We start from the raw sequence: 17,754 nt of genomic DNA, 5'->3' as shown, positions 1-17,754 counted from the left end.
CAACGCTGGCCGTCATCCCGGAACACGGACGACCAGAAGTCGTCACTGCCCTCATTCCATGCCGAGCTTTTTCAGCTTGTAGCGCAGCGCACGGAAGGTGATGCCCAGCTGGGCGGCCGTGCGCGTCTTGTTCCAGCGGTTCTCCTCCAGTGCGCGCTGGATGGCGGTGCGTTCCATCTGTTCGATGTAAGAGGGCAGGGCGGCGTTGCCGGCCGGCAGGTCGACCACCGCCTCCACCACCGGCCCGGCAGCGGCACCGGGCGCGCGCGTGGCCGCCTGGGGCAGGCGCAGGTCGGCGGCACCGATGCTGTCGCTCTCGGCGAGCGCCAGCGCACGTTCCAGGATGTTCTCCAGCTCGCGCACATTGCCGGGAAAGCTGTAATGCGCCAAGGCATCCAGAGCGGACGGCGCAAGCAGGGGAATGGCGCAGCCGTGATTACGCGCCAGCCGAGCCAGGATCGAGGCAGCCAGCTCGGTCAGGTCTTCGTGGCGCTCGCGCAGCGGCGGCACGCGCAGCTCGATCACGTTGATGCGGTAATACAGATCGTGGCGGAAGCGGCCTTCATCCACCAGGTGGGCCAGGTCTTTATGCGTGGCCGACAGGATGCGCACGTCGACCGGGATTTCCGCCGATGCGCCGACAGGGCGCACCGACTTTTCCTGGATCGCGCGCAGCAGCTTGACCTGCATCTGCAGCGGCAGCTCGGCCACTTCGTCGAGGAACAGCGTGCCGCCGTGCGCGGCCTGGAACAGCCCCGGCTTGTCGGCATGCGCGCCGGTGAAACTGCCTTTCTTGTGGCCGAAGAACTCGCTTTCCATCAGCTCCGATGGAATGGCGCCGCAGTTCACCGGAATGAACGGTCCTGCGGCGCGCGCGCCTTGTTCGTGGATGGTGCGCGCGACCAGCTCCTTGCCGACGCCGGATTCTCCAAGGATGTACACCGGCGCCTGGCTGCGGGCCACTTTGCCCAGCGTAGCGCGCAGGGTCTCCATCGGCTGCGAACGACCGAGCAGGCGGCTGCTCTGCTCGCCCGGAGTCACCGCACGTGGGCGTTCGGCGTTGTTGAGTTCCAGCGCATGCTTGACCAGCCCGCGCAGCACGGAAATGTCGACAGGCTTGCTGACGAAATCAAAAGCACCGGCCTTCAGCGCTTCCACGGCCAGGTCCATGCTGCCGAACGCGGTGATCATCGCCACCGGCGTGCGCGGGTAATGCTGTGCGATCTCGGTCACCAGCTCGATCCCATTGCCATCGGGCAAGCGCATGTCGGTGATGCACAGGTCATACGGATTGCTGGCCAGCAACTCGCGGGCCTCTGCCAAGTTGGCCGCGGTGTTGATGCGCAGGCCCATGCGGCCCAGCGTCAACACCAGCAGTTCACGGATGTCGCGTTCGTCATCGACGACAAGTGCGCTACGGGTTTCGTTCATGTGGAGAAAGATAGCCGAGGGGGACGATAGCGACAAATCATTGACGCGTGTGCGGCGCGATCATGGCCTGACCAATGCGTGCGGCGCGGGCAGGATCACCCGGAAGCAGGCCCCGCCCGCAGGCACCGGGACGTACTCCAGGCGCGCCTGGTTGGCGCGGCAGAGTTCGCGCGCGATGTACAGGCCCAGGCCGGTGCCATGCTCGGACGTGGTGAAGAACGGGTTGAACAGCTGTGCCGCCACCGCATCGGGAATGCCGGGGCCGCGGTCCATCACATCCACCACCGGGCCGCTTTCCTGGCGCGCCACGCGCAGCCGGATACGGGCGGGCTGCTCGCCGATCCGGCCGTACTTCAGCGCATTGTGGACCAGGGCGGTCAGGATCTGGTGCAGGTGGCGCGGGTCCACCTGGGCCGCGACGGAGGTGTCGGAAATGATCGATTCCACGCTGTCGGTTTCCAGCGACAGGCCCTGCTTGTACTCCAGTACGAAGCGGCGCACGAAGGCCGCCAGGTCCACGTTTTCCGGATTGGCGCGTTCGCGGCGGGCCAGTCCCAGCACGCTCTCCACGATGCCATTGGTGCGCTGGCACTGCTGGTGGATGATCTGCAGCAGCCGGCGGTCGCTTTCGCTGAAGTTGCCGTCTTCTTCTTCCAGCAGCTGCACGGCGTAGTTGATGGCGGCCAGTGGGTTGCGGATTTCATGGGCAAGGCTGGCCGAGAAGCGCCCCATCGCAGACAGCGTGAGGGATTCGGCCCGCCGCGATACCACGCTGGTGTCGTCCAGGAAGATCAGGGTCAGGTCGCTGCCGCTGCGCAGGCGGGCGAAGCGTGGCTGTACCTCCGGCTGGTCCGGTGACAGCTGCAGCGGCGCCTCTTCCTGGTTCCAGCCATTGCGCCAGCGCTGCAGGCGGCGTGACAGCTCAGGCGCCGCACGGCCCAAGCCCGCTCGGCCACCGTCACTGTCGCCGCCGCTGTCGCCCAGCAGGGTCGACGCCGCCTCATTGGCCAGCGTGATGCGGTTCTGCCCGTCCACCACCAGTACGCCGGTGCGCATGCGGCGGATGATCAGCTCGTTGATCTGGAACAGGTCGGCGACCTCGTCACCGCGCTGGTTGGCCAACTGTTGGTTGCGCCGTGCACGGTGGGCGACCTCCGAGCTGATGAAGGCCAGCGCCAGGTAGCTGGTCGTGAACATGGCCAGCTCGGCCAGCGTGCGGGTGGGGGCGCCGCCCTCCAGCAGCTTCCACAGGTATTCGGCCACGGTGGCCACGCTCGCACCCAACGCCAGGGAAAGCCCGAGCGACAACGGCAGCATGGTGGCGGCGGCGGCGATGTTGAACAGCAGTGACATCGAGATGCCGGCGCTGGCACCCGGCAAGGCATGGGCCAGCAACGAGGCGGCGAGGATGTCCAGGGTCACGCCGGCGAGCACGATGGGCCGCAGCCAGCGCTCGCTGCGGCCGAGCAGCAGCATCAGCACGGACAGCAGCCAGTAGCCGCCGGACACGTAAGCGGCCAGCGTCGGGTGGTGCGCCTCGCCCAACAACCCGGCCATCGGGCTGAACATCAGGCCAGCGATCGCCGTGGCGATCAGCAGGCGATACAAGGCGAAGAAATACAGTTCGCGCCGAGGGATGGACTCGATGCGGTCGATCAATGAGGCGGTGGGTGCCACGCCAAAACTCCCCTTCTGGCTGCCGCGCAGTATAGGCACGGTTGTCGTCCCTCCGTGCCGTTCGGGTGGGTCAGCGTGCGCGCAGGCACTGGGCGGGTCCACGGGCACAGCGCGGGGGACCACCACAAATGCCTGAAATCGCAGCAGAAAACGGTCGCATGCTGGATTTTGCGTCGCCGTCTTTGCGCCACGCGCCGGGGTCAGCCACAATAGCGGGCCCGCCGCTGTTCGTGCCGGTGCTCCTGCGAGGGAGCCTTGGAGATGCGTGCGGTCGTTCCTATTCCCACGGTGACGCATGAATTTCCACGAATACCAGTCAAAACAGCTGCTTGCCGAGTACGGCATTCCCGTCCCGGCCGGCAAGGTCGCGGCTACCCCGGACGAAGCAGTCGCAGCAGCGACCTCGCTGGGTCAGGGCCCCTGGATGGTCAAGGCGCAGATCCACGCTGGCGGCCGAGGCAAGGCTGGCGGCGTCAAGTTCTGCAAGACCACCGACGACGTGAAGGCCGCTGCGGCCAAGATGCTCGGCACCAAGATGGCCACCTACCAGACCGCAGGCGTCGAGCTGCCGGTCAACCTGGTTCTGGTGACCACCGCCGGTGAGATCGTCAAGGAGCTGTACCTCTCGGTGCTGGTCGACCGTGGCACCAAGACCATCACCTACATCGCTTCTTCGGAAGGCGGCGTGGAAATCGAGCAGGTCGCTGCCGAAACGCCTGAGCTGATCCATTCGCTCAACGTCGACTTCGTCGAGGGCGTGCAGGGTTACCACGGCCGTGATTTCGGCTTCAAGCTCGGCCTCACCGCCAAGCAGGCCGGCCAGTTCGCCAGCATCATGGTGAACCTGTACAAGCTGTTCAACGAAAAGGATCTGGCGCTGGTTGAAATCAACCCGCTGGCCATCCTGGACGACGGCAACCTGTACGCGCTGGACGGCAAGTTCGACAGCGACGACAACGCCGCGTTCCGTCAGAAGGCCCTGGTCGCCATGCGCGACAAGACGCAGGAAGACGAAACCGAAGTGACCGCTTCGGAGCTGGACATCAACTACGTCACCATGGACGGCAACATCGGCTGCATGGTCAACGGCGCAGGCCTGGCGATGGCCACCATGGACGTCATCAAGCTCAACGGCGGCGAGCCGGCGAACTTCCTGGACGTGGGCGGCGGTGCGAACAAGCAGCGCGTCATCGAAGCGTTCAAGCTGATCCTGTCCTCGGACAAGGTCGAAGGCATCTTCGTCAACATCTTCGGCGGGATCGTCCGCTGCGACATGATCGCCGAGGGCATCATCGCGGCAGTCAAGGAAGTGGGCGTCAAGGTCCCGGTCGTGGTGCGTCTGGAAGGCACCAACGTGGAAGAAGGCAAGCAGCTGCTGCGTGACAGCGGCATGGCCATCATCCCGGCTGACAACATCAACGACGGCGCCAAGAAGGTCGTTGAAGCTGTCAAGAACGCCGCCTGATTCGACACCGAAGGAAATCCAATGTCAGTTTTGATCAACAAGAACACCAAGGTGATCGTGCAGGGCTTTACCGGCCAGCAGGGCACCTTCCACGCGACCCAGATGATCGAGTACGGCACCCAGGTCGTCGGCGGCGTGACCCCGGGCAAGGGTGGCACCACCCACATCGACCTGCCGGTGTTCAACACCGTGGCCGATGCCGTGCAGAACACCGGCGCCGATGCGTCGGTGATCTACGTGCCGCCGCCGTATGCGGCTGACGCGATCCTGGAAGCGGCTGCGGCCGGCATCAAGGTCATCGTGTGCATCACCGAAGGCATTCCGGTGCTGGACATGCTGCGCGTCAAGAACGTGCTGACCCGTGCCCATCCGGACACCGTGCTGGTCGGTCCGAACTGCCCGGGTGTCATCACCCCCGGCGAGTGCAAGATCGGCATCATGCCGGGCCACATCCACATGCCGGGCAAGATCGGCATCGTGTCCCGTTCGGGCACCCTGACCTATGAAGCGGTCAAGCAGACCACGGAAGTCGGCCTGGGCCAGTCCACCTGCATCGGCATCGGCGGTGACCCGATCAACGGCCTGAACTTCGTCGACTGCCTCAAGCTGTTCAACGAAGATCCGCAGACCCTGGGCATCATCATGGTCGGCGAAATCGGCGGCGACGCCGAAGAAGCGGGCGCTGAGTACATCAAGCAGTTCGTGAAGAAGCCGGTCGTCGGCTTCATCGCCGGCGCGTCGGCACCGGCCGGCAAGCGCATGGGCCATGCCGGTGCGATCGCATCGGGCGGCAAGGGCACGGCGGAAGGCAAGTTCGCGGCGATGGAAGCGGCGGGCGTGGTCACGGTCCGTTCGCCGGGCGATCTGGGCGCGGCCATCGCCAAGCTGGTCAAGTAAGATCGCTGTCGGCCCCGGCCGGCATGATCGGTAGCGCCGGGCCCCGCTCGGCGACTGCCAGCGAAAACAGAAAGCCGCCTTCGGGCGGCTTTCTGCGTATGGGCGCAGCGCTCCGGCAGGACGGCAGCACGCCAGCACGGCAGGTAGCGCCGAGCCATGCTCGGCGGAGGGCGTCCGCAAGGTTGCAGCAGGATCGCCCGCCATGGCTCGGCGCTACAATGGCGGCATAGCAACCACAGGCTGGAATCTTCATGGCTTCGATCCGCATCGCGATGGCGCAGTTTGATTTTCCGGTCGGCGCGGTCGCCGCCAACACCGATCGCATCATCGAAATGATCGAGCAGGCGCGCGACGACCACGGTGCCGACCTGGTGGTGTTCCCGGAACTGGCCATCAGTGGCTATCCACCGGAAGACCTGTTGCTGCGCCCCGGCTTCCTGCGCCACTGTGAGCAGGCGATGGAACGCATCGCGGCATCGTGCAAGGGCATTACTGCGGTAGTGGGTTGGCCGCAGCCGGCCGGGCCGGTGGTGTACAACGCCGCCAGCGTGCTCCGCGATGGCATCGTGGAAAAAACGTACCGCAAGCGCGAGCTGCCCAACTACGCCGTGTTCGACGAGCGCCGCTATTTCGACATCGATCCGGACGGCCCCAGCTGCGTATTCGAGGTCAACGGCGTGCCGGTGGGCGTGCTGATCTGCGAAGACCTGTGGTTCGCCGAACCGCTGGCCGATACCGTGCGCAGTGGGGCGCAGCTGGTGGTGGTGCCCAATGCCTCACCTTACGAGCGCGGCAAGCACGCGCAGCGCGATGCTGTGCTGGCGGCGCGCACGCGGGAAAGCGGTGCGGCGATCGCCTACCTCAACGTGGTCGGCGGCCAGGATGCGCTGGTGTTCGACGGCGCATCGGTGGTGGCCGATGCCGATGGCACAGTCCACCCGGCGGCCGCTGCGTTCACCGAGCAGTGGCTGGTCGTGGAATACGAGAGCGAGCAGCGCCGGTTCCTGCCGCTGCTGTGGATGGACGACGGCGATGAAAGCATGGACGCGCTGGCTTGGCGCGCGGTGACCCGTGGGTTGCAGGATTACTGCGCCAAGAACGGCTTCCAGAAAGTCTGGTTGGGCCTTTCCGGCGGCATTGATTCGGCGCTGGTACTGGCGATGGCCGTGGATGCACTGGGGGCAGAGAATGTCACCGCCGTTCGGCTGCCATCGCGCTACACCGCAGGGCTATCCAATGACCTGGCCGCCGAGCAATGCGAGACGCTGGGAGTGAAGCTGGAGCAGGTGTCGATCGAGCCGGCGTTCAAGGGCCTGATGGAGGCGTTGGCGCCGATGTTCGAAGGCACCACGCCCGACATCACCGAAGAGAACCTGCAGAGCCGCAGCCGGGGGGTGATCCTGATGGCGCTGGCGAACAAGTTCGGCGGGCTGCTGCTCACCACGGGAAACAAGAGCGAGTATGCCGTGGGCTACGCGACCATCTACGGCGACATGTGCGGTGGCTACGCGCCGTTGAAAGACCTGTACAAGACAGAAGTGTTCGGCTTGGCGAAGTGGCGCAACACCGTGGGGGGCGCGCCGGTCATTCCGCCTGCGGTGATCAGCCGGCCGCCATCGGCCGAGCTGCGCGACAACCAGACCGATCAGGACTCGTTGCCGGCGTACGACGTGCTCGATGGCATCCTGTACCGGTTCGTGGACCAGGAACAGTCACGCGAAGAAATCATTGCGGCCGGCTACGCCACCGAGGTCGTGGACCGGGTGCTGCGGTTGGTGCGCATCAGCGAGTGGAAGCGTCATCAGGCCGCGCCGGGACCGAAGGTGTCGCGACGCGCGTTCGGGCGCGAGCGGCGTTACCCGATCACCAACGGCTATACGGGCTGAGCGCTGTCGGCCAGCGTGCATCGGTGCGCGCGTGCGCGGGAAATGGCAGTGGCGGGCTGCGACGTTGATTAACGTTCACGAGACCTTCCCTCGTCTCTACCGAACGGATGCGCCTCTCTAACTGCTCCCTCCCGCCGCCCTCGTTCTCCCTTGCCGAGCGCAGCACCGATGCGGCCATCGGTGCTGCCAAAGCGTTACGCCGCATCGGCGATGCGGTAATCACCGTGTTGAACCAAGTGGCGCCCAACCGCGTGTTGCATGGGCTCAAGCACGTGGTCACTGGCGCACTGCTGTTGTCGCGAATTTACAACGCAGCGGCCAGCCCGCTCCGCCATGGCGGTCGTTATCAGACCGAGGCCAATTACCTTTTTGATCTCGATGTTCCTGAACTGCGCGCTTGCCTGGGGCGGACCGGTGCCGGTCAGCTTCCCGCTGAACGCCGTGTAGCCCAATGCCAGATGGAGTCTACGCTGCGTACCTGCGCGGGGGGGGCGGATCTCGGCTGCGTGGATGTAGCGGAAAGAACGCTGGAGAGGGGCAGGCAGCAGGCAGTAAAAAGAGCAGCCGATAACCTTCAGGCTGACATTGAGTCGAGAAGCAACGAGCTCGTCCGTGATGAACAGCTCACAGCGCCCCACGCATTGCAGAAGGCAGAAGAGGAAACACGGCAGCGTTTTCAGGACTCGGACGAATACGGCACCTCGATGTCAGCACTGTACACGGCGCTGAGCAAGCAGACCCGACGTGATCTGACCGATACCGCCGTTCGCTATTCCGCCGACGAGGTGCAGCTACTCATCGGCGATCCGCTGCAGGGCCGGCGCTTCTGGAAGGCGGCCATAGCGCCGGCTGTGCAACTGGGGCGCGCTCTGGCTGAGGCAGGAGGGCGGGTCTTCATCCAGCGTCCCGAGCTGGTGGACAAACAATGGCATGCGGATTTCCTGCAGGACGTCGCTGTCCGGTACCCGCAGGCGGGGCAGGCGAAATTGACGCGTGAGCAGGCGACGCAGGTATTGCAGGAACTTGCCTTCTGGCTCAATGACCGCGACCCAGGGCATCCCGGCAGTTGATGCCCTGGCAAGGCGCCCGGTGTTACGCCTGTCAGCCGCGCTACCGACGGGAAATCGACGCAGACAAAGGAGGTGGCGCAGATGAGGATTTACGAAAGTATTGTATTTGCGCTGGGCCTGGGAGCTGCAGTGCAGGGGCGCCGTTCAGCGGAGGGCGACCAGCACACGCGCCCGTTGATGGGGCTCACCCTTTCCGACATCTGCAATGAGGGTCGTCACTGGCAGGTGCCGGCCAATGCCGGCGACAGGTCTGGCCCGATTGCCCTACCGTTGCGGGATGATGACAGGCAGCTGCATGGCTGCCTGCAACGGCGCCAGGCGTACGCGCTACCCGATTCCCGTGCCGAGGCGTTGTGTCTGCAGGAGCAGGCCGTAGCGGCCTGTAAAGCGGGAGACGATCCGTCGTGCCTGCGCGCTCTTGGCCGACACGCCAAGCGCGCGCTGGAGCAGCGGGTACACCGCCATGCGCCGGGCCCCCGCCCCGCCGCGGTGGCTCTTACGTTGCCCGACCTGCAGGACGTGATCCAGCACAACGCCCGAACTACCGGTGAGTATCAGCAGATTCTGCAGAGGCTGGAATCGGCCTATTTCGATCTGATCGAATCCGATCCAGCTGCCGTGCCGCCGGGTATGGCGGGTGGTGATCTGTTGGCGCGCGTGCGACAGCTTGACAGGGTCGAGCCGATCGGCAGCCGTGCCATGGAGCGTTTCGACTGGGCGCTGCGTGCTGCAGGGGCAGCCCTGCATCCTCTGTTGCAGCGCATCGGCCATGACCTGGTCGACGCTCGCCCTGAACATTACGCCAGCGCGCTGGGTCCGGAACTGGACGAGTGGCTCAACCTTTCGCTGCCGCAGGCTGATGGAAGGGCGATCAGTGACCTTCAGCGCGATCACGTCACCGGCTTGTTGGCCGCTTGGTTGAACCGGCACTGACGACAGCGGCAGGACGCTGAGGCGGATTCATCATCACTTGAGAGAAGGACATCGACATGGAAATTCCAGCAGCTCCCGTGCTTGCCGCCCCCTGCACCATGGCGCGGGGAGGGCGTGATCATGGATCAACACCGTTCCGTGGGCAGCAGCGACTCGTGCCAGCTTGGGTCGGCAACGTCGCCGCCGGGGTGGGAAGGGCACTGCAGGGGGTGTGTGATCTGATGACACCCCGGCGCGTGCTGCATAACGCTGCGCCATGGCTCACGATTGGCTTCGTTCTGTCCGCCGTAGCCAATGCACAGGCGCGCGGCTCCAGGCACATCGCCCCTCCCTTCAGTCCGGATATCGCCGGACATCCGCAATGGGACCGTATTGATTCACTGCGAAGCAGTGGCTGGGGGGGCGCGGATGCCGAGTTCCTTCACCTCGACGAAGATCCCGCATTTGCAGTGGAGCAGGAGCATGGCAGCGGCTCGCGCCCAACCGCGCTGGAGACGATGTTTGATCAGAACGTGCTGCGCGGCTTGCAGGGGTGCATGAAATATCTCGGTGATGCAGTGGAAACGGGCAAGGCCGGGCGCCATAGCCATGTCATGGCACACTGCCTTGTTGCCGAGGCGATGGAGGTGTGCGGCCAATCCGGTGATAGCGCGTGCCTGGACGTGGTCGACCGCACGGTACAGACCCTGCAGCCGGCTGTGGCGGGCGATGAAGAGGCGGGACAGGATGAAGGTGCCGAGGAACTCTTCAACGAACTGCATCCAAAAGCTGCTGCAGATCCCGTCTACCACAAGGCGCTGGGCGGGCTTCGCCACGCGCTGAGGGAGCGGCTGGGTGAGTCGTTCACGCAGATGAGGCGGCCCTGCACCGACCAGGACCTTTACGCGCTGGTGGAGCAGTCTGACCATCGAGAGGCGTTGCGTGGTGCTTGCAGCCAAGCCGGTCTGCAGCTGCGCTCAGTGGTTCATCGGCTGGCTGCGCAGGCCTATCAGCTGCAGCCGCAGCGTTTGGATGACTCCGCGCTCGGGGCTGTTGAAAACGCGTTGGATCAACGGTACCCGGTGGACAGCGTAGTGCCCATCACCAAGGGCCAGCTGAGGTTCGTGCTGGCCGAGCTCGCACAACGGCTCAATGAGCGCCATGCCGCCGGAGCAGGGAGCGCATCGTGAGCACTCGCGAGGTGCAGGGATGGTCCTCTCGACAACCTGTCCGGGCGCTTGCGTCGTACGGCGGGTGCCCGATGATGCGCGATCACCTGCGTTACTGCAGTTCGGCGCGGCGCTGCGCGGGGTAAGCAACGCGGCAGCGCCGCTGGGTAGGACGGTGATGGGCGCATTGGATGTGCTGGCGCCGGGTCGCCTGCTGCACAATGCGGCGACGTAGTGGACCATCGTCGTCACAGTGCTGATGCGTGGGAGCAGGGCAGAGGGCGGCGTACAGGCCCTGCACGCGGACGCCGTCGGTGCCGATCCTGCCGTCTTGTACACGTCACTGCAGCCCGCACTCGCAGCGTGCATCAGCGAACTCGGTGCGGGTTCGCACGAGAGATCGTTTGTCGTCGCACACTGTCTGGGGGCTCAGGGGGAGCGTAATGCGGACCTTTCCGACAAGCAGGTCACGCGCATGCTGCAGGAACTGGCGCACTTTCTGAATCGGAAGCACGGCCTCGGCTGAGAGTTCCGCACTGACCTGCAAAAAAAACGCCCCGCGAAAGCGGGGCGTTTGTCTGACCGGTATACCGTTGCGACCTACTTGCGGTTCATCGTCGCATTGCGCTGGCCGGTGGTGGCCGACTTCTCACCCGCGAACGGGTTGAGCTTGCGGACCATCCACGGGTAGTTCGGCCACTCGTTCTTCAGCCACGGATGATCCGGAGCGTTCAGCTCCAGAACGCGACGGGCGTCGTCGGCCAGGACCTTGTTGCCTGCGTGGGTGTAGGCATCTGCCAGCACCGCCACCGCGTCGTACTGGTAGGCACTCTGCGGATAGGTCTCCAGCAGATAGGTGGCACGGCCTGCGGCCGACAGCCACGCCTCGCGACGCAGGTAGTACAGCGCATTGTCCAGCTCGTGCTGGGCGAATACGTCGCGCAGGTCGATCATGCGCTTGCGCGCATCCGCGGCGTAGCGGCTGTTCGGATAGCGGTCAACGACGATGTTGAAGTCCGCAAAAGCCTGACGCGGCGTGGACAGATCGCGGCGGCTTGCATCGAGCGACCATACGCGGCGGAGGAAAACCGTATCGCGATTACTGTTGGCCAAGCCACGCAGGTAGTACAGATACGACACGTTGCGGTGGGTCGGGTAGGTCCGGATGAAGCGATCGACGCTGGACACCGCGTCATCGTTCTTGCCGGCCTTGTACTGGGCGTAGGCGGTTTCGATCATCGCCTGCTCGGTATAGGGACCGTACGGATACTGGGCCACCAGGCGGCGGAAGCTGGCCTCGGCGCCGCTCCAGTTGCCGCCTTCCATCAGGCCGTGGCCCTTCTGGTACAACGTCTCGACCGGCAGGCCATCATCAGGGTTATCGCCCTTGGTGCCGCGGTTGCAGCCGGTGGCGGCGATCACCAGGACCAGCAGCAGGGCGGTCAGGCGGACGGGCGCGAAGAACGGGGAAGAGCGTCGGATCATGGTGTCAAGGCGGGACGCGGCTGGAATACGAAGGGTCGATGATAGCCTAGTGTCCTGTCCAGCGACTGAAACAGGTCGCCGGGATCCCCGATTTCGTCTTGAAAAGTTGCCGCCATGTCCGATTCCTCTGCTGAACAGGCCCGCCAGGCCACCGTCCCCGATACCGCTGCAGGCCGCCGCTTCGATGCGGTGCTGGCCGAGCTGTTTCCGGAATACTCCCGCTCCAAGCTGACCGAATGGATCAAATCCGGCGATGTGCTGCTGGACGGGGTCACCGTGCGCGGACGCGACCCGGTCCGTGGCGGTGAGGTCGCCACCCTGAATGCTGTGCTGGAAACCCAGACCCACGCCGAGCCGGAAGACATCCCGCTGGATGTGCTGTTCGAGGATGAGCACCTGCTGGTGATCAACAAGCCGGTGGGCCTGGTGGTACACCCGGGTGCCGGCAATTCCAGCGGCACGCTGGTCAACGCACTGCTGTACCGCGATGCGTCGGTGTCGGCGCTGCCGCGCGCTGGCATCGTGCATCGCCTGGATAAAGACACCAGTGGCGTGATGGTCATCGCCCGCACCATCCAGGCGCAGACCGCCCTCGTGGAGCAGTTGTCCGAGCGCCAGGTGCACCGCCAGTACCTGGCCGTCGTGGTGGGGGCGCTGGTGGCCGGTGGCACGGCCGACGCGCCGATCGATCGCCATCCCCGTGACCGCCTGAAAATGGGCGTGCGCGAAGACGGCAAGGAAGCGATCACCCACTACCGCCTGCGCGAGCGGTTCCGCGCGCACACCGCGCTGGAATGTCGTCTGGAGACGGGCCGTACCCACCAGATCCGCGTGCATATGGCGCATCTGCGCCACGCGATCGTCGGTGACCAGTTGTACGGCGGTGCGTTGAAGCTGCCGAAGGGCGCCAGTGACGAGCTCGTCGCTGCGCTGCGCGGATTCAAGCGGCAGGCACTGCATGCCGAGACACTGGAATTCAACCACCCGATCACCGGGGAGCCGGTGCGAAACACCGCCCCCGCGCCGGCGGACATGCTGCAGCTGATGAAAGCCCTGCACGACGACAGCAAGGCCTTCGCCGAACGCGAGCGGAACCGCTGGTGAGTGCGGGTGCGCTGCCGCTGCTGACGCCGGATTGGCCAGCCCCGGCCGGCGTGCACGCGTTGACTACGCGGCGGTACGGAGCGGGGGTGTCGCAGCCTCCGTTCGACCAGTTGAATCTGGGCAATCGACACACCGCTGACGGCGACATTCCCGCCAGCGTGGAGTCCAATCGTCGCCTGTTGCAGGAGGGGCTTGGGCTGCCTTCCACGCCGCACTGGCTGCGGCAGGTCCATGGCACGACGGTGCTGCGCTTTGATGCAGCGCCTGCGGAGGGTGGCGGCGAACCGGTCGCCGATGCCGCGGTGACATCGGTCCCCGGTGTCGTGCTGGCCATCCTGACCGCCGACTGCCTGCCGCTGGTACTGGCTGCGCGCGATGGCAGGGAGGTGGGCGCTGCCCACGCAGGGTGGCGGGGGCTGGCTGACGGGATGTTGGAGCAGACGGTCGCGGCGATGGAGACGGCACCGGCCGATCTGGTGGCATGGCTGGGTCCGGCAGCGGGCCCGGCGGAGTATGAAATCGGCGAGGACGTCTACCGGGCGTTCGTCGGGCACGATGCCGCGGCGGGCGCTGCCTTCGCGGCGACGCGGGCGGGGCATTGGAAGGTCGACCTGTACGCACTTGCGCGGCAGCGGCTGCAGGCGGCTGGCATGAACGCAGCCGATGTCCACGGTGGCACGCTGTCAACGATCGCAGATCCGGGATTTTTCTCGCACCGGCGAGACCGCCGTACCGGGCGTATGGCCACGCTGGTGTGGATGGCGTAGCGCCGAGCCGTGCTCGGCGGCGTGTGTCCGCCCACGGCCCGCTGCGCCCGCCGACCATGGGTCGGCGCTACCGATGTCCGATGCTCTGGTAGCGCCGAGCCGTGCTCGGCGGAATGTGTCCGGCCACGGCCCGCTGCGCTCGCCGACCATGGATCGGCGCTACCGATGTTGGATGCTCTGGTAGCGCCGAGCCGTGCTCGGCGGAATGTGTCCGGCCACGTCCCGCTGCGCTCGCCGACCATGGGTCGGCGCTACCGGTGGCGGACGCCCTGGTAGCGCCGAGCCGTGCTCGGCGGCGTGTGTCCGGCAACGGCCTGCTGCGCTCGCCCACCGTGGGTCGCCGCTACCGATGTCGGATGCTCTGGTAGCGCCGCGCCGTGCTCGGCGGAATGTGTCCGGCCACGGCCCGCTGCGCTCGCCGACCAGGGGTCGGCGCTACCGTTGTCCGATGCTCTGGTAGCGCCGAGCCGTGCTCGGCGGCGTGTGTCCGGCAACGGCCCGCTGCGCTCGCCGACCGTGGGTCGGCGCTACCGGTGGCGGACGCTCTGGTAGCGCCGCGCCGTGCTCGGCGGCGTGTGTCCGGCCACGGCCCGCTGCGCTCGCCGACCATGGGTCGGCGCTACCGATGTCCGATGCTCTGGTAGCGCCGAGCCGTGCTCGGCGGCGTGTGTCCGGCCACGGCCCGCTGCGCTCGCCGACCGTGGAACGGCGCTACCGGTTCAGGCTTCCAAGGCCTGCAGGAAGCTCTGCCGCCAGTGATTGATGTCATACGTGCGCAGATGCTCCATCATCGCGTGCCAGCGCTCCTGGCGGCGTTTCAGCGGCATCGTGGCAGCGGTGGCGATGGCATCGGCCACGCCGTCCAGATCATGCGGATTGACCAGCAGCGCCTGCTTCATCTCATCGGCCGCACCGGCCAGCAGGGACAACACCAGCACCCCCGGGTTCTCCGGATCCTGCGAGGCCACGTATTCCTTGGCGACCAGGTTCATGCCATCGCGGAGCGGGGTCACCAGTCCCACGGCCGCCGCCCGGTAGAAGCCGGTCAGCGTGGAATGGGTGAAGTTCTGGTTGACGTAGCGCAGGGGCGTCCAGTCCGGTGCGGCGTGGCCCCCGTTGATGTGTCCGGCGATCTGCTCCAGCTGGCTGCGCAGGTGGCGGTACTCGGTGACGTCGCCGCGTGAGACGGGCGCGATCTGCAGATAGGTCAAGCTGCCATGCTGGTCAGCGTGGCGTTCCAGATAACGCTCGAATCCCTGGAAGCGCTCCGGCAGGCCCTTGGAGTAGTCCAGCCGGTCCACGCCGATCGCCAGCTGCCGGTTGCGCAGGCTGTTGCGCAGGTCCTTGACCGCGGTCTTGTTGGCGGCCGCCTTGGCCTGCTGGGCGATACGTTCGGTATCGATGCCGATGGGAAAGGCCGCCGCGCGGAAGTGCCGACCATCCGGGGCTTCCAGTTGGCCATCGCCGAGCACGCGCCCCCCGCCGAACAATCGCAGATAGGTCTGGAACCGATCCGCATCGCGCTGGGTCTGGAAGCCCACCAGGTCGCAGGCGTACAGCGAGGAAAACAGGCGTAGATGGTCCGGCATCGCCTGCAGCAGATCGGCCGACGGCATCGGCACGTGCAGGAAGAAGCCGATCCGGCAGCCGATGCCGCGCTCGCGCAGCATGGCCGCGAGCGGGATCAGGTGGTAGTCGTGGATCCAGACGATGTCGTCCTCGCGCAGCAGCGGCGCGAGTTTGCTGGCGAACAGCTCGTTGACACGGTGGTAGGTCTCGCGCGTGCCCCGGTCGTAGTCCACCAGGTCCAGGCGGAAGTGCAGCAGCGGCCACAACGTGCGGTTCGCGAAGCCGTTGTAGTAGCCATCCACGTCGCGCTTGTTGAGGTCCATGGTGACGTAGCGGATGTCACCCTCCACCTGTTCGTGCAGCGCGCCGCTGTTTTCCTTGACCGACTTGCCACTCCAGCCGAACCACACACCGCCGCGCTCCTTCAGCGCGGCGAGCAGGCCGACCGCCAGGCCGCCGGGCCGGGTATCGCCGGGGATCGCAACCCGATTGGAAACAACGACGAGCCGACTCACGAGGCCTCCTGCCAGGAACGCGACAAGCGCATCGCCGCGGTGATCAGTCCCACGTGCGAATACGTCTGCGGGAAGTTGCCCCAGGCCTCACCGGTCTCGAAGGACAGATCTTCGGACAGCAGGCCCAGATGGTTGCGGCGCGACAACAGGACCTCGAACATCGCGCGTGCTTCGTCCATGCGACCGATCGCGGCGAGTGCGTCGATGTACCAGAACGTGCAGATGGTGAAACTGGTCTCCGGCTCGCCGAAATCGTCCGGCGCGACGTAGCGGTACAGCGCATCGCCATGCTTCAGGTCGCGGCCGATGGCTTCGACGGTGGCGACGAAGCGCGCATCTTTCGCTTCGATGAAACCGATGTCCGCGAGCAGCAGCAACGAGGCATCCAGGCGGTGGCCGCCGAAGGCATCGGTGAAGTGGCCGAGTTCTTCACTCCACGACTCGCGCATGATGCGCTGGTGGATGGTATCGGCGCGACCGCGCCAGTAGTCTGCGCGGTCGTCGAGCTTCAGGCGCACGGCGATCTTGCACAGGCGATCACAGGCGGCCCAGCACATCGCCGCGGTGTACGTATGCACTTCGGTGCGGCCACGGAACTCCCACAGGCCGGCATCGGGAACGTCGTGCAGCAGGAACGCCTGTTCGCCCAGCGGCTCCAGGCGCGCGAACGCATGCTCATCACCAGGGTCCTGCAGGCGACGGTCGAAGAACAGCTGGGTCGAGGCCAGCACCACGCTGCCGTACACATCATGCTGGCGCTGCACCCAGGCCAGATTGCCGCGGCGCACCGGGCCCATGCCACGGTAGCCGGACAACGAAGGCACTTCGTGCTCGTCCAGCGTGGCCTCGAATCCGATGCCGTACAACGGCTGCAAGGTGCCGTCGGCGGTGGCGAGATTGAAGATGTAGCCGAGGAACTGCTCCATGGTGCGGGTAGCACCCAGGCGGTTGAGCGAACGCACCACGAAGGCCGCATCGCGCAGCCAGCAGTAGCGGTAATCCCAGTTGCGGATGCTGCCGGGTGCTTCCGGGATGGACGTCGTCATGGCGGCGATGATCGCGCCGCTGTCCTCGTACTGGCACAACTTCAGCGTGATCGCGCTGCGGATCACCGCGTCCTGCCACTCCAGCGGAATGGAAAGATAGCGGACCCACTCGCGCCAGTAATCCCGCGTGCGCTGGAAGGCTTCCTGCACATAGCCGCTGAGTGAGCGGTTCAGGGATTCGTCCACGCCCAGCACCAGGTGGACGGGATGGTTGAGGACGAAGGGCAGGCTCTCGCGCACGAAGCGGATGGGCACATCGGTGGTCAGGCGCAACACGTGGTCAGGCAGGACCCAGCGCACGTGGTTGCTGCCCCAGGTGGAGTCCGGCACGCGCTGGCCCCAGTCTGCCAAGGGCCGCGCCAATACGCGGATGCGCGGGCTGCCCGAGATCGGGCGCACCTGGCGGATAAGGCTGACGGGCCGGTAGAAGCGGTCGTTCTGGCGCCAGCGCGGGGCGAAGTCGATGATCTCGATCGCGCCGCCGTGGGTATCGCGCAACACTGTCCGCAGGATCGCGGTGTTGCTGAAATACTCCTGCTCGGTGCTGTCCAGGTCCTCCAGTTCAACGGTGAAGTCACCGCCTTCCTGTTGGTTGGGGCTGAGCAGGGCACAGAAGGTGGGGTCACCGTCGAAGGTAGGGAGGCAACTCCAGACAACGCGGGCTTGGCGGTCGATCAACGCACCAAAACTGCCGTTGCCGACAACGCCGAGGTTCAGATCAGGGTGGGTCATGGGCGGAACATCTCGTCTGCAGCCGTGGG

At 65.8% G+C, this 17,754-nt stretch carries 13 protein-coding genes; 8 read left to right on the top strand and 5 right to left on the bottom strand.

Annotated features, from left to right (window positions below; all coding sequences use genetic code 11):
- Nucleotides 1-51: 51 nt before the first annotated feature.
- Together IFT58_RS12490 and IFT58_RS12485 are read right to left on the bottom strand one after the other, a co-directional pair.
- Nucleotides 52-1,431, bottom strand: coding sequence for a sigma-54 dependent transcriptional regulator (locus IFT58_RS12490; protein WP_188324774.1), 1,380 nt, complete (start codon nucleotides 1,429-1,431; stop codon nucleotides 52-54).
- Between the two features lie 60 nt (nucleotides 1,432-1,491).
- The gene (locus IFT58_RS12485; protein WP_192081061.1) at nucleotides 1,492-3,108 is read right to left on the bottom strand and encodes an ATP-binding protein; all 1,617 of its coding nucleotides are present in this window, start codon (nucleotides 3,106-3,108) and stop codon (nucleotides 1,492-1,494) included.
- Between the two features lie 295 nt (nucleotides 3,109-3,403).
- Here IFT58_RS12485 and sucC point away from each other — a divergent pair, with 295 nt between their 5' ends.
- The 6 genes from sucC (at nucleotide 3,404) to IFT58_RS12455 (ending at nucleotide 10,528) form a co-directional block, all read left to right on the top strand.
- Nucleotides 3,404-4,573, top strand: coding sequence for an ADP-forming succinate--CoA ligase subunit beta (gene sucC, locus IFT58_RS12480; protein ID WP_057506903.1), 1,170 nt, complete (start codon nucleotides 3,404-3,406; stop codon nucleotides 4,571-4,573).
- Nucleotides 4,574-4,594: 21 nt separating this feature from the next.
- Nucleotides 4,595-5,470, top strand: a complete 876-nt coding sequence (gene sucD / locus IFT58_RS12475) for a succinate--CoA ligase subunit alpha (RefSeq protein ID WP_188324773.1) — start codon at nucleotides 4,595-4,597, stop codon at nucleotides 5,468-5,470.
- 251 nt (nucleotides 5,471-5,721) lie between these two features.
- Nucleotides 5,722-7,356, top strand: coding sequence for an NAD+ synthase (locus IFT58_RS12470; RefSeq protein WP_192095272.1), 1,635 nt, complete (start codon nucleotides 5,722-5,724; stop codon nucleotides 7,354-7,356).
- Nucleotides 7,357-7,463: 107 nt separating this feature from the next.
- Nucleotides 7,464-8,426 carry a hypothetical protein gene (locus tag IFT58_RS12465; RefSeq protein WP_192095270.1) on the top strand — a complete coding sequence of 321 codons (963 nt, stop codon included), beginning with the start codon at nucleotides 7,464-7,466 and terminating at the stop codon, nucleotides 8,424-8,426.
- A gap of 81 nt (nucleotides 8,427-8,507) precedes the next feature.
- A complete protein-coding gene (locus IFT58_RS12460) occupies nucleotides 8,508-9,359 on the top strand; it encodes a hypothetical protein (RefSeq protein WP_192095269.1) in 852 nt (283 codons plus the stop codon).
- 56 nt (nucleotides 9,360-9,415) lie between these two features.
- Nucleotides 9,416-10,528, top strand: a complete 1,113-nt coding sequence (locus IFT58_RS12455; protein ID WP_192095268.1) for a hypothetical protein — start codon at nucleotides 9,416-9,418, stop codon at nucleotides 10,526-10,528.
- A 579-nt stretch (nucleotides 10,529-11,107) separates the two neighbouring features.
- On the opposite strand, the gene IFT58_RS12450 is transcribed toward IFT58_RS12455, so the two are convergent.
- On the bottom strand, nucleotides 11,108-11,992 hold the full coding sequence (locus IFT58_RS12450) for an outer membrane protein assembly factor BamD (protein WP_192080997.1): 885 nt from the start codon (nucleotides 11,990-11,992) through the stop codon (nucleotides 11,108-11,110).
- A gap of 114 nt (nucleotides 11,993-12,106) precedes the next feature.
- On the opposite strand from IFT58_RS12450, the gene rluD reads away from it, so the two are divergent.
- Nucleotides 12,107-13,096 (top strand): 23S rRNA pseudouridine(1911/1915/1917) synthase RluD, encoded by a 990-nt coding sequence (gene rluD, locus IFT58_RS12445; RefSeq protein WP_188324766.1) that lies wholly within the window; start codon nucleotides 12,107-12,109, stop codon nucleotides 13,094-13,096.
- Nucleotides 13,093-13,863 (top strand): peptidoglycan editing factor PgeF, encoded by a 771-nt coding sequence (gene pgeF, locus IFT58_RS12440; RefSeq protein WP_192095267.1) that lies wholly within the window; start codon nucleotides 13,093-13,095, stop codon nucleotides 13,861-13,863. Before rluD ends, pgeF begins: the two co-directional genes overlap by 4 nt.
- 719 nt (nucleotides 13,864-14,582) lie before the next feature.
- On the opposite strand, the gene otsA is transcribed toward pgeF, so the two are convergent.
- Together otsA and IFT58_RS12430 are read right to left on the bottom strand one after the other, a co-directional pair.
- Nucleotides 14,583-15,947: an alpha,alpha-trehalose-phosphate synthase (UDP-forming) gene (gene otsA, locus IFT58_RS12435; RefSeq protein WP_188324764.1), complete on the bottom strand. Its 1,365-nt coding sequence runs from the start codon at nucleotides 15,945-15,947 to the stop codon at nucleotides 14,583-14,585.
- Nucleotides 15,944-17,725: a glycoside hydrolase family 15 protein gene (locus tag IFT58_RS12430; protein ID WP_192080999.1), complete on the bottom strand. Its 1,782-nt coding sequence runs from the start codon at nucleotides 17,723-17,725 to the stop codon at nucleotides 15,944-15,946. The genes otsA and IFT58_RS12430 overlap by 4 nt, the downstream gene beginning before the upstream one ends.
- Between the last annotated feature and the right edge of the window lie 29 nt (nucleotides 17,726-17,754).

Source organism: Stenotrophomonas sp. CFBP 13718, assembly GCF_014842145.1.
Classification (GTDB): Bacteria; Pseudomonadota; Gammaproteobacteria; order Xanthomonadales; family Xanthomonadaceae; genus Stenotrophomonas.
The sequence above is the reverse complement of the archived record's forward strand: the minus strand, read 5'-3'. Positions and strand labels throughout refer to the sequence as shown.

Coding starts and splice junctions, on each gene's coding strand:
- IFT58_RS12455 (WP_192095268.1), top strand. CDS start 9,416: ATGGAAATTCCAGCAGCTCCCGTGCTTGCCGCCCCCTGCACCATGGCG.
- IFT58_RS12450 (WP_192080997.1), bottom strand. CDS start 11,992: ATGATCCGACGCTCTTCCCCGTTCTTCGCGCCCGTCCGCCTGACCGCC.
- IFT58_RS12460 (WP_192095269.1), top strand. CDS start 8,508: ATGAGGATTTACGAAAGTATTGTATTTGCGCTGGGCCTGGGAGCTGCA.
- IFT58_RS12490 (WP_188324774.1), bottom strand. CDS start 1,431: ATGAACGAAACCCGTAGCGCACTTGTCGTCGATGACGAACGCGACATC.
- sucC (WP_057506903.1), top strand. CDS start 3,404: ATGAATTTCCACGAATACCAGTCAAAACAGCTGCTTGCCGAGTACGGC.
- rluD (WP_188324766.1), top strand. CDS start 12,107: ATGTCCGATTCCTCTGCTGAACAGGCCCGCCAGGCCACCGTCCCCGAT.
- IFT58_RS12470 (WP_192095272.1), top strand. CDS start 5,722: ATGGCTTCGATCCGCATCGCGATGGCGCAGTTTGATTTTCCGGTCGGC.
- sucD (WP_188324773.1), top strand. CDS start 4,595: ATGTCAGTTTTGATCAACAAGAACACCAAGGTGATCGTGCAGGGCTTT.
- IFT58_RS12430 (WP_192080999.1), bottom strand. CDS start 17,725: ATGACCCACCCTGATCTGAACCTCGGCGTTGTCGGCAACGGCAGTTTT.
- IFT58_RS12465 (WP_192095270.1), top strand. CDS start 7,464: ATGCGCCTCTCTAACTGCTCCCTCCCGCCGCCCTCGTTCTCCCTTGCC.